Here is a 12562-nt window from a genome sequence, read left to right on the forward strand (position 1 = left end):
CAGTGCCGGCCATCACAGCGTGCCCGGCACTCGCCTGTCGACCCGTTTTCCCGGCCGGACTCACTGTGGCGTCGCCGCTCCGACGCCGGTGACGGGGCCCTCGACGAACACCGGGGACGGGCCGGCCTCCAGGGTGAAGCGGCCGTCCGTCGGCTGCCTGACGGAGCGTCGGCCCCAGGAGTCGACCAGGGTGACCGGACCGGTCGCGGACACCGTGAGGTCACGGGCGGTGGTGGCCCATACCACGCGGGTCGTGCCGCTGCCGGTGAAGCGGAGGGAGTAGGCCGGTGCGGACAGGCCGTCGGTGCCCGCGTAGGTCTTGCCGCCGAGCATCCGGGCCACCACGGCCTGGGCGACCGCGGCCGGTTTGGGGGCGTTGGCGGTGACCGAGACCGGGTTCGCGGTGGTGGCGGTCACGGGCTGCCGGAGCATGCCGAAGTTCTGTTCCTTGTTGGTGGGGTCGCTGCCGTCGTCGACCAGGTCGTACCAGTAGACCCGGGTCACACCGTTGGCCAGGCCGATCGCGTAGAGCCGGATCAGGTTGTCGGCCTGCTGGCGTTCGGTGGTGCCGTGACCGGTGTCGGTGGGCCAGCCCATCTCGCTGAGGACGATCGGCTTGTCCTTGCCGCCGTTGGCGGCGCGGATCCGCTGCCGCAGGCCGGCGATGGTGTCGCCGGAGCCGCCCAGCCACTCCGGTCCGCCCGGGTAGTGGTAGGGGTGGACACTGTAGGCGTCCATCGACTTCAGTCCGCCGCGGTCGATCAGGTCCGGCGCGAAGCACTTGGTGCCGTCGGCGGCCACGCAGTTGCCGATGCCGATGGTGGCCGGGCCGACGACCGAGGCGCCCGGGTCCGCGGCCTTCACGGCCTGGTACACCCCTTTGAGCACGTCCAGGTAGCAGGCGGCGCTCTTTCCGCAGGCACTGTTGTTGAAAGTTCCAGCGTTGTACTCGTTGAGCACCTCGACGTTGCTCTGGCCGTACTGCTTCAGCACCGCCGCGGCGAATTTCCCGAAGGCTGCGATGCCTTCGGGGGTGCTCGGTGTATGACCCTTGTCGTACAGGGGGTTGGCGCCGTTCGCGATGATCATCGGGGTGATGCCCAGCGCGCGGGCGCGGGCCATTTCGGCGGAGAAGGCGGCCGGGAAGGTGTAGCTGCCCTTCTTGGTCTCGAACCGGTCCCACCAGGCGTCCTCGCGGATGTGGGCGATGCCTGTCCTGCGTACCTCGTCCAGTACGTTCAGGCCCCAGCCGGCGCGTCCGATGTGCACGGCGGCGCCGAACGGCGAGGCGGGGCCGACCACGCCGTCCGGCACCGGTTCGATGACGGCGAACGAGGTGCGCAGGTCGGTCGGGTCGGTGGAGGAGCCCGCGTGCAGGGAGAGTCCGAAGTAGCCGGGGGCGAGGCCGGCGACGGGGATCGTGGCCTTCCCGCCGGAGAGCCAGCTGGTGCCACCGCGTACCCGGGTGCCCTGTTCATCGGTGATCGTCCAGGAGACCGAGGCTGCCGAGGAGCCGAACTCCACCGCTCCCTGGCCCTGTTGGAAGATCAGGCTCGGGGAGGTGACCGACAGGGTGTGCGTCGCGGCGGGGGCGGACGGGGGAAGGGCCACGAGCAGGGAAAGTGCGAGGGCCGGCGCGAGAGCGAGGGCCGGCACACGGGAGAAGCGTGAGCGGCGTCGTGGACCTGGCCGGTTGCGGCGTCGGAGGCCGGCCGTGCCGTCGGTGCCGATGGAGGTGTGGGTCATGGTGGTTTCGCCCTCTCGCTGCCGAGATGGTGGACGTGACGGGTATCGGGAACGACGGCCGGTGCGCGCAACGTGTCGCGGCGCCCGCCGGCCGGGGTCGGGTCAGCGGGTCAGCTGTACCTGCTGATACCGCACCAGCTTCCAGTTGTTGAGCCCGTCGCCCCAGGTCTGCCATCCGTCCAGACCGAGCGAGCGGTAGTTGTTCTCCCGCTCCACACCGTCGTTCTTGTTGACTGTCAGGGTCAGCGAGAACGAGGGGTCCCCGGGCGACAGCGGGGCAATCCGTTTCCACGGTACGGCGACCAGATAGGTCGTCGTACCGGCCTCGTCGTCGCGGGCGACCCGGACATCGGCGCCCTCCACGGACCCCACCGGGTAGTCCTTCGGCAGGGATTCTACGAAGACACCCGGCCCCTCCGTCACGGTGTCACCGGCGTAGAGCATGTACCAGTCAGCACCCCAACTTCCCAGCCCCTCACCGGGTTTGCCCGGCTGGACCCCGATCCCGATGCTGTCACCGGCAGGCAGCCAGGCGATCCGCTGCGCCGTTCGGTGGTTCTTTTCCCGGACGACTGCGGACACGTACAGGTTCTTGTCGTCCCAGGTCGCCCACATGTCGCCGTCGGCGACGGAGAGTTCGATGCCGTTGTACGAGCCGACTTCGGAGAGGTCCACCTTCGGGACGTTCTCCAGTCCGGTGAGCCTGCCGTCCACCAGGTGCGGCGTGGCCCTGGCGATCGGGCTGAAGCCGAAGGAGTCGCTGTCGTGTGCGGTGCGTCCGTCCGCGAGCCTCGCGGTCACCTCGACGGGCCGGACTGCGTAGGCGCAGGCTCCGTCGACGGTGGCACGGAAGGTGCGGGTGGCCAGCGGCGGGACCGTACCCCCGCTGCCGCTGCTGACGCCTGCGATCGTTCCGGTGCGGTCGCCGAAGGACCAGCCGATCCCGGTCACCCCGACCGATGCGTCCGGCAAGTGGTTGGTGACGGTCACCGCCAGCCGGTCGGTGCGGGTGGCACCCTTCACCGACATCTCCGGGGACACGTCGACCGTCACCGGCTCGGCCGTCACCCGCGTGCCGGTCGCGACCGCGCCGGCCCGCTTCCCGTCGAGGGTGACCGCCGCCGCCAGGCCGCGGCTGCCGGGCATGTCACCGGCCGGGACCTTCAGCACGGCGCTCGCCCGCCGGCCGGGCGCCGCCGAGACGGTGACCCGCTCGCCCTCGATCTCGAAGACCGCGGTGCGCCTGCGCGTCGGCGCCCCGTCACCGTGGCCCGTGGCACGGTTGTCGAGTGTGGCGGTCACCGGTACCTCGGCGCCCGCCGCGATGTCCTTCGGCGCGGACAGCGAGAGCAGCGGTGTCTCCTCGACCTTGTCCACCGCGGCCCGCAGATAGACCGGTGCGCCGGTGGCCGTCAGATGCACCCAGCCGTCCACCGGCTCCAGCACTCGCTCCGCTCCGAGCATGTCCACCACGGTGACCGGCTTCCCGGTCCGCACCCGGACCGGCGTGCCGGAGCGGTCGCCGCTCCACAGGGCCGTGGTCACCGCGCCGCCGCCGGGCGAGCCGGAGGCGGACCTGAAGGTGTACGCGTACAGGTCGCACTCGCCCGTGCGCAGCCGGCCGGTGAACTGCGCTTCGGTCAGTTCACGGGCGACGGTGGAGTAGGCGAGGTAGGCGGGCTTCGGGTTGAGCCCGTTGGCCTCCGGGCCCGTCTTGCGCAGCAGCCCGAAGTTGTGTTCCCCGTTGCTGGGCCCGTTGCCGTCGTTGATCAGGTCGTACCAGTAGTAGCGGGAGATCCCCGCGGCCTTGGCCTCCAGCAGGGCGCGCGCGGTGGCCTGCGCCTGGGTCTGCTCGCTGACGCCGATGCCGTCCCGGTCGGCGGAGGTCCAGCCCTGCTCGGTGATCCAGATGGGGAGTTCCCTGCCATGGCTGTACTGGCGCATCAGCCGCTTGAGGCCCGCGATGTCGAGCTCGACACCCTCGGGGTCGCCCGGGGCGCGGTAGGGGTGGATGGAGATCGCGTCCATGTGCTTGAGCCCACCGAGCTTGAACAGTTCCTCGAACCAGTCAAGGGGCACCTTGAACGACGAGGCGCCGACCACGGTGACGTTCGGGTCGGCCGCCTTGACCCCGGAGTACGCGGCGGCCAGCATCTTGGCGTAGCACTTCGCGCTCTGCGAGCACACGCCGTTGGAGAATCCGCCGTAGTACTCGTTCCAGACCTCCAGCGACTCGATCCGGCCGCCGGCCTTCTCCGCGACCTGTCCGGCGTACTTCCCGAAGGCCTGGTACGCCTCGTCGGTGCTCGGGATGTTGCCGTAGTCGGAGTTGCCGAAGCCCAGCAGCATCAAGCCGTTCTGACCGCGTGCGCCGAAGTCCGCGGTGACGCGTTCGCTGGCCTCGGGCCACTGGTACTCGCCCTTGGGGCGCTCGATGCTGCTCCAGTAGACGGAGTCGACCCGCAGCGCGTCGGCTCCGGCCCGGGCCGCGAGCTTCGTGCTGTCGTCCCAGGCGTCGCCGGGGGCGGAGCGGTGGTGGTGGTTGATGCCGAAGAAGGAGTCGGTGGTGCGCTGCGGGTCGGGGCCTGGGTGCTGGACCGCGAAGCCGGCGGTGCGGGCGACCGGGACTCCGTCACCGGCGGTGCCCCGGAGCGTCAAGGTGTAGTAGCCGACGGGGAGTTCACCGGCATCGACGGCGCCTTCACGGGTGGCCGGGTCGACCACGGCGGTGCCGCTGCGCACGGTGCGGCCCCGGTAGTCGCGGACGCTCCAGGGCACGGCGCGGTCGCGGGCGGCGAGGACGCCGAAGGTCGCCCGCGCACCGGGATCGAAGAGGTTGCCGGGGGTGGTCACATCGATCCGTACGTCATCGGTGTCGACCGGGGTCGGGGCGAAGGCGTAGCGGGCGAAGCAGACCGGTTTCTCGCTGGACCCCATGTCCTGTGCCCAGGTGGCGATGCGCATCAGGCCGAGTTCTGCGTTCGAAGGACCCGGTGGGTCTCAACCAGGAGATGTGGGGACTGCTCACCCTCTACCAGGCCCTGCGCTCGGTCATGGTGACCGCGGTGGAGACAATGCCCGGCTGCGATCCCGACCGGGCCGGCTTCACCGTCGCTCTGGAAGCCGCCCGCGACACGGTGGTCAGCCTGGTCGGAACGACCGCGGTCTCAGGGCCGAGCAGCCGCCCCGACCTGGTGGGACACATCGGCGCCCGCGTCCTGCACGCGCTGCTTCCCGGGCGCCGGATGCGACTGTCCGCCCGCATCGTCAAGTGCGGAACCTCCCGCTACAACATCTGGAACCGCGACGGACGTCCACGCGACAGCACCCTGATCACCGCCATCGAGATCACCGTGCACCCACCAGCCCTGCCCAGCACGCAGGACCCGAGTCGGGCCCTCTCCGGCCGCTGGGGCCAGGTCTGTCAGATCTTGGCCGCGAACTCCAACCAGGCCATGCACACCCGGGACATCGCGCGGCATCTCGGGCTCCCCACTTCGGGGCGCCCCCTCAGCAGCCTCACCGCGCAACTCTGCTATTGGGCCCGCAACGGCCGGCTCATCCGCACCGCGCCGAACACCTACAAGATCACTCTCCCTGACACCTTGACGCCACCACCGAACCCTTAACTTCGTGGCATTGGTCCAGCATCTGACGGTGGCAGTAGCCTTCCGGCTGCCCGCCTCGGCCGTGGAGCCAGGCCGGCACCGGCAGCAACGGCCGCACGGCCGTCCACTCCGCGTCCGTCATGTCCGACGGATACCGGCGCACCCGATCGGGATGATCGGCCGCGTTGCCGTACACGTGCGCGAGGCAATCGCACGAAACGGCGGGCGAGTTGAAGTCAACGGGCGCGGGCGCGTACAACAACGACAACAGGGCCTCCGGGATCCGCTCGGAATGGGGTCGCACCCCCGAGCTACCAGGAGGCCCTGCCTTCATGTGCGTACGACCGGAAGATCACCCGACCAGGAACCCTGTTCGAACCGCACGTTCCAAGATCGGTTGAGATACGGCTTCTCACGACTCACTCGAGCCCTGACTCACACCATCCATGAGCTGCTGGAACGACTCCTGCCACCCCGCAGGCAACGCTCCAACCCCCGTGTCATCAAACGCAAGATGTCCAACTGGCACCTCAAACACACCCACCACCGCAACCCACCCCGACCACCCACAGCAGCAATCACACTGGTCCCACCCACCAAACCAACCAGCAAGCACCAGAAAAACACCTAAATCACCGGTATTGACCCTAAGGGGATACGTCACGGGCCCGGCGCAGGCCTGTCGGCGTGATCGTGACGATCAGCGACGCGTGGCGCCACCCGGAGCGGCAGAGTTCCTCGACCAACGAGGCCAACCACGTCTATGTGGTGGAGGTCCACGGCGTACAGCAGGCCCTCCATCCCCCAGAGACCGGCGAACGCCGCCCAGGCCCACGACGCGGCGGAGACTGCCCGCCCCGTCCCGCCCGAACTCGGCGTACCCGTAGTACCCGAGCACCAGGCCCGTCGCCACAGCGGCTCGGCCGCCCCGGGCGCGCACACCGCTTCTCGGTCCGGCCGAGGTGGCTCTGCTCCAGGGCCGTCGCCTCGCCGGTCCGCTGGTTGGCAGGGCGAACTGCCCCTCCGGCGGCTCGGGACGGGGGTACTCGCCGGCGACCCACAGGGGCCCACCGGCCGACGAAGTGCCGGTGGCAGAATGGCCGCCATGTCCAACTCATATGCGCAGCCCATCCTGAGGACGGCTGATCTCGCAGAGGGTTTGCGAGTGGTCGAGCGGTTGCTCGGGATCGCCGATCTCCGGGACCTGGAGGTCGATTTCGAAGTGCTCATCTCCTCGGCGCACGTCCTGACACCTCTGCTGAAGTTGTTCCCGGACGCCGAGTGGTGGGCGGAAGGAGGCAGGAGCGGCTCGTCGGCGAAGGGCGACGACCCGTCGACGCACCTGCCCGTCCGGCTGAGGAGCTGGGCCACTCCGCCGGAGGCTGTGGGGCCGTTCCTCGACGCGCTGGGTGGCAGCCCGGCCACCGTGCGGTGGGACTTCATGGGCTGGCCCGAAGCCCCCGAAGTCGGCTTGGGTGCCGGCGGTGCCAGGGGTGCGTTCGTGACGCTGTGCGTCAACGTCCGCGACCTCGAACTGGAGGAGCCCGCGACCGACCACACCGTCTTCGTCCATGTGAAGCAGATCGAGGCCGAGCGCGCACCGTGGCTGGCCGGGCAGGTCGGGCAACAGGTGATCGGCGACCTGGTGATGGCTCCGTACTGAGTGGCCGGTCTCGTCTCCAAGACCCACGTGGGTCTTGGAGACCGAAGCCGTACGGTCAACTCAGGTCAGGCGCACACGCTCGGATCGCAGGAACCGTTGTAGTTCGGTGTTTCCACGGCCTCGTGGAATCCGAACGGATCGAAGAAGTCCTTGCCCATCTCCTGGATGCCGCCCCAGAACCCGAAGCTGCGCACATAGCTGTTGGACTGGGCGAACGGCATCAACGATCCCGCGACGCCCAGTACTCGGCCGCGGATTCTCGGGCTGACCCGTGTGGAGTTCACCTTTCCGGTCGATCCGTTGAAGACTCTGCCTGAGTCGAACCCTGAGTCGGGGTGAATCACGCGGACCCGTGAGTCGCCGCTGTAGCTCTTGACCACCTGACCGGCCTGTTCGGCGGTTGCGGCGACGTATACCACGTTGTTCGCCTGCTTCTTGCCGTTGGGATTCATCTTCCCGTCGATGTCACCCTGGATGTGATTGAGGGCCTTGTCCGCCTTCGTGGTACCCGTTGCGTCGAAGTCGATCACATCGACGATCTTCCCGTCCTGGTAGGAGACCTTGATGAAGTCGGACGTGGTGCCGTTCAGCCTGGTCTTTCCGTCCTTGTCGGTGAACGAGCCCTTGCCCACGAGGGGCTCGGTGTCGTCCTGCGACAAGTAGATCTCACCGGTCCCCTTGTTGGAGCCGTCGGTGTGGAGCCCCGCTGCCCTGAGGTCTTCGTTCAGGATGTCGATGGCTCGCCTCGCTGCATCGTTGTCGGGTGAGCCGCCCACGACGTGTCCGATTCCGTACTCGTCGTAGATCGCCCTGCGGCCGTCGGGTGTTTTCGTCTCCGTGAGTTTGGGAGCAGGCGGGGTGCCTCCTCCTCCGCCTCCGCCGCCCAGGACCATGCCGGGGATCAGGATGAGCATCAGCCCGCTCGGGTCGCTCTTGCTGATCGGGCTGTTGTTGCTGTACGCGTATCCGTTCATCTGGAGCGGGTCGGCGATGTCGATCAGCGGGTCGGCCGAGAGGAACCGGCCGGACGTCTGGTCGTACTCGCGGGCGCCGATATGGGTCAGGCCTGTCGCCGCGTCGTCGATGCCCACACCGAGGTAGCCGCGTCTGCTGGGCCAGCTCCCGGGCTTGGTGCCGCGCGACTCGCCGTACGGCTTGTAGGCGCGACGTGTCACCGGCTGGGTACCGGACAGCTCGACCGCGGTGGTGGAGGTGCCGAGGTGGTCGGCGAGCAGAACGCTGATCCTGTGGCCGGTGGTCGCGCCGTTGGCCGTAGTACGGATGACGGTCGGGGCACCCTGCTGGGCGTAGGCCCGAGCGGCCTGGACGATGGTCCCGCTCGCGTCGGTCGTCACCTCGGTCTCGCCCAGATACAGGGTCGAGCCCGCTGCCGACTTCTCCAGGAGGCGGTTGCCCTCGGCGTCGTACACGTACGACGTGCTGCTGCCGTCGGCCGTGATCGTGTCGAGGCGGTTCTCCTGCGTCCAGGTCAGACCCTGCGTGGTGTCGGACAGATCGCGAACCTCGGTGTTGCCGGCCACGTCGTGGATGTAGGAGCTTCCCCGGCCGGACGGGCTGGAGCTGATCCCATCGACGGCGTGGGGCTGCTTGGTGTCCTAGCCGTAGCTGTAGGTGACGCTCTTCGTGGCGTCGGCCGGGTCGTGTTCCTTCAGCGAGGCACGGTTGCCGAGCCAGTCGAAGGTGAAGGACTGGCGGTAGGCGGTCGCGCCCGTCGCGACGGACGCCGCATCAGGTGCGGCGGCGGCCAGGGTCGACGTCAGTGAGGCATCGGGGGCGGACGTGTCGGTCGCCGCGTCGGGAGCATCCGCCACCGGCCCGGTCGAGGCCTCGTAGTCGGTGCGGGGGCCCCAGGCCGCGCCGTTCGACGCCTTGCAGCCGGTTCCCTTACCGTTCGGGACGATGCTGGACGTCCAGGCGTTCACGAGTTCACCCATGGCGTCGTAGGTGAAGCACTGGGTGTCCCAGGTCGTGCCTGATGCTCCGGAAAGACTGCGGGCGTCGGAGGTGATGGTGCCCGAGACGTCGTACGCGTAGTAGTTGTCGGCGATGCGGTGCGGGCCCGCGGTCTCACGGTCGGCGACGGTGCGCTGGAGGCGGCCGGTGTGCGGATCCATGAAGTTGGTCGTCCACACGCGGGCCGGCTGGGAGCCGGAGACCGTGCGAAGGGGCTCACCGAACGGCGAGTACGTGACGTCGGAGGTGTACCAGGCGCCTCCGGAGGTGGACTCGGCCAGATCGTCGCTGTTGTAGCGCGTGATCACCTTCTCGGCGGCCAGGCCGCCCACGGCGGGCAGGGTGACCGACTGCGGCTTTCCGCTGACCGGCGTGTAGGTGAACGCGTAGGCGTAGGTGCCGGAGACGCCCTTCGTCATGGCGTTGGACGGGATGACCGTCTCGCGGCCCGTGGGCCGGTACTCGGTGTCGTAGCCCGTGACCCGGTTGACGTAGTTGCCGGTCGCGGTGTTCCGGGCGGATGCCACCGGCCTGCCGAGGCCGCCGGGCAGCGTGTCGTAGGTGTACTCCTTGACGGGGGTGGCGGTCTTGGACCCCTCACGGACCTTGGTGACCCGGCCCAGTACGTCGTACTCGGTGTAGGTCGTCCGCCCCTTGGAGTCGGTCACCTTGTTGGGGCGGTCGGCGGCGTCGTACCAGGTCTCCGTCGTGCCGGTGTCCGGGTCCGTCGCGGAGGTCACGCGGCCGCGCGCGTCGTAGGTGTACGACCAGCTGTTGCCGGCGGGGTCGGTGACCTTGGTGCGGTTGCCTCGGGCGTCGTACTCGTACGCGGTCGAGCGTCCGGCGTCGGAGGAGGCCGTGCGACTGTAGTGCAGCACCGAGGTGACCCTGCCCAGGGCGTCGGTGTAGGTCCGGGTCCGGGGTGCGGTTCCGCCCGCGGGGTCCACATAGGTGCTGGTGTCGCTGTAGTAGGTGTAGGTCGCGTACCTGTAGTCGCCGTCGAAGTAGGCCGACTGGCGGACCGGCCGCTCCATCCCGTCGTAGCGGTTCTTGGTCCAGCTCGGAATCGCACGGGTCGACTTCGGGGTGAACAGTGCGGGGGCGGGGTCGCCCTTGGCCAGGTAGCCGGCGGTCTGCTCGTCGACCAGTCCGTGGTCGTCGTACGAGGTGTCCGTGACTATCCGGCCGGGGCCGTGGGCGTCCTCCTGGGTCTGGACCTTGCGCGTCAGGCCGTCGTAGATCGTGACGTGCTTGCTGTAGGTGCCGTCCTCCTTGAGCGTCCTGACGGTGACTGCGGCCGGGCGCGTCGTCGCGGAGGTGGCGATGGCGCTCTGGTAGTCGATCAGGACGTCCGCGGACTTGCCTCCGGACGAGCGGGACGCCGACCAGCCCCTGACCGAGCGCCCGAGGGCGTCGTACTCGGTCTTCATCATGCGGCCGTTGGGGTCGGTGACGGTGAGCGCCAGGCTGCGGCCCGGGTCGAAGGTCGTGACGCTGGCGTGGCCCTTGGCGTTGATCGCCTTGATCGAGGTGACCGGGCCGCCCTCTTCCGGCGTGTACTGCGTCTCGGTCGTTCCCTTGCCGGGCTCGGTGACGGTGCGCTTGCGGCCCAGCGTGTCGTAGGTCATCTCGGTGACCCTCGCGTACGAGGTGCCGGCGCCGTCGGTCTCGGCCCTGGTGGTGATCTCGCCACGGGTCGGAGCCATCCCGTACGCCTGCTTGTCGTAGGTGTAGCGCACCGCGGACTTGAGCAGCTTGGCGGGGTCGGCGGTGTCGTGGTTCGCGCAGGAGGTGGCTGTGGTGCGCTGCTCCTTGGTCAGGCCGATCAGCCACGCCGAGGGGTTGTGGAGGTACGACGTCCTGGTGCAGCTCTGGTCGGAGAGGGTTTCGCCCCCTGTGCCGCCGGGTTTCACCACGGCCGTCTCGACCTGGTGAGGGAGACCGTAGGTGCCCTCGAACGAGGTCAGTGTGCGTACCGAGCGCCAGCTCGTGTCGGCCGTCTCGATCTCGTCGGTGCGTCTGATCGCGGCGCGATGGGCGAGGAGCGGCTCAAGATCCGCGCCGGTCTCCGCCTCACGGGCGCGGGAGGCCGTCTCCTTCGACCAGGGGTGATGCAGTGTGCGCCTCTGGACCCGCTTGTCGGAGTTGAGGTAGGTGATGCTCTCCGCCGTCAGGCCCGCGTACTGCGGCGCGTCGTCATCCACCAACGTGTAGGCGCCGGTGGAGTCCTTGACCGTACCGCCGACTCCCTGGAAGTAGCGTGTCACGGAGTGCGACTGGGACTGCGGGTCGCCCTGCTGGGAACTGGATTTGCTGCCCTTGGTGACGGCCACCTCGCGGAAGCCGCGCCAGTCGCTGTGGGTCTGCAGGGCGGGCCGGGTGAACTCGTCGACACTCTTGGCCCAGGCAGGTCCGGTGTAGGCGTATGTCGTGTGGATGGGCTTGCCGTGGGAGGTGACCTTGTCGGTCTCGGTCACGGAGTGGACGACGTACTTGTTGAACCAGGACTTCGCGGGCGTCCTCTCGTCGTCGTCGGGGGACCAGCGCACCGGGAAGCACGTGCCGTTGTTCTTCCCCTTGTCCTCGGCCGGTTCGCTCGCGCAGCCGCCCTTGTACTCGACCTCGATGTCGCCTCCGTACTCGGTGGCGACGGTGCCGATGCGGGGCCGGGTGAAGGCGGGGCGCTGGTCGTTCTTGCCATTCGGGACCAGGTTGGCGCGTCCTGGCAGGGGAGGGAGCGGGTCAACCGGGCGGTCGGGCGGGAGCCCGCGAAGCGGTGGAAGATCCAGCCACAGCGGTCATCGTCGGCGGCTCTGGTGCACCGCGGGGACTGTGCCCTGTATCCGGTCGAGGGCGGATTCCTCAACCGTGAGGAGGCGGTGATCGCCTTGGCGGAGCCTTCTCTGAACTATGTCGGACCGTGCCCTGGCAGTGACAGACTGGGCAACATGACCGCGCACCCAAGGGTCGGCTCCGTCTGGGCCTTCCGCTATCCAGGCGCCCCGCAGCACGACCACGAGTTCCGGGTGACCGGGGTGTTCACGATAGACGGTGTCACCTACATCGAGTCTGAGCGGCTCGACAGCGGCGCACACTGCAGGGGACGGCTTGATTACGCCCTTGACTACGCGGAGCCCGTCAGCACCGACTGGACCGGCACCCTGGCCATCTCCTGGCAGGTCAGCGGCCCTTGACCGAGCCGTTCCCGGTCCGCAAGCGCCTGCAAAATGCGCTGGTAATCCGCCGACAGCACCGACCAGGCCAGCCCCTCACGCCACATCGGCACCTGCGATTTCGGCTTCGCCGCCGCCCGGAGCCAGCACCGTATCGACCCGCCTACGGGCGATCACCCACTCCTGCCATTTCAGCTCGGCCACGGCCAACTCAGCCTGGATACGATCGGCCTCCTCGCGCAGCTCGTCCACGCGACGGCGAGCACCCCGCTCACGCTGTTCCAACAGCCCAACCACCGACGGCATCCACGACCTCCCGGGGAGCGACAGCACGACAGGCCACTACTCCCACAGGACCTCCGCCCTACGCCCCACCAGCGGAAACGCAGCTCTCAAGT

General features: G+C 68.9%; 5 protein-coding genes and 2 pseudogenes. 3 read left to right on the top strand and 4 right to left on the bottom strand.

Annotated features, from left to right (window positions below; genetic code table 11):
- Positions 1-60: 60 nt before the first annotated feature.
- Entirely contained in the window at positions 61-1746 is a 1686-nt protein-coding gene (locus BT364_RS22145; protein ID WP_072486964.1) for a glycoside hydrolase 5 family protein, read from the bottom strand.
- A gap of 102 nt (positions 1747-1848) precedes the next feature.
- Positions 1849-4710 (bottom strand): glycosyl hydrolase, encoded by a 2862-nt coding sequence (locus tag BT364_RS22150; RefSeq protein WP_107408283.1) that lies wholly within the window; start codon positions 4708-4710, stop codon positions 1849-1851.
- 29 nt (positions 4711-4739) lie between these two features.
- Here BT364_RS22150 and BT364_RS22155 point away from each other — a divergent pair, with 29 nt between their 5' ends.
- Both BT364_RS22155 and BT364_RS22170 read left to right on the top strand, forming a co-directional pair.
- A complete protein-coding gene (locus BT364_RS22155) occupies positions 4740-5375 on the top strand; it encodes a hypothetical protein (protein ID WP_256260149.1) in 636 nt (211 codons plus the stop codon).
- A 1084-nt stretch (positions 5376-6459) separates the two neighbouring features.
- Positions 6460-7017, top strand: a complete 558-nt coding sequence (locus BT364_RS22170) for a hypothetical protein (RefSeq protein ID WP_256260150.1) — start codon at positions 6460-6462, stop codon at positions 7015-7017.
- Between the two features lie 914 nt (positions 7018-7931).
- Here the strand turns inward: BT364_RS22170 and BT364_RS22175 are convergent.
- A pseudogene (locus BT364_RS22175) lies at positions 7932-11705 on the bottom strand (RHS repeat-associated core domain-containing protein); the annotation flags it as partial.
- A gap of 69 nt (positions 11706-11774) precedes the next feature.
- On the opposite strand from BT364_RS22175, the gene BT364_RS43165 reads away from it, so the two are divergent.
- Positions 11775-12185: a DUF6233 domain-containing protein gene (locus BT364_RS43165; protein ID WP_256260153.1), complete on the top strand. Its 411-nt coding sequence runs from the start codon at positions 11775-11777 to the stop codon at positions 12183-12185.
- Here the strand turns inward: BT364_RS43165 and BT364_RS22185 are convergent.
- A pseudogene (locus BT364_RS22185) lies at positions 12155-12470 on the bottom strand (hypothetical protein); the annotation flags it as partial. The gene BT364_RS43165 and the pseudogene BT364_RS22185 overlap by 31 nt on opposite strands.
- Positions 12471-12562 lie beyond the last annotated feature (92 nt).

Source organism: Streptomyces atratus, from assembly GCF_900119365.1.
Classification (GTDB): Bacteria; Actinomycetota; Actinomycetes; order Streptomycetales; family Streptomycetaceae; genus Streptomyces; species Streptomyces atratus_B.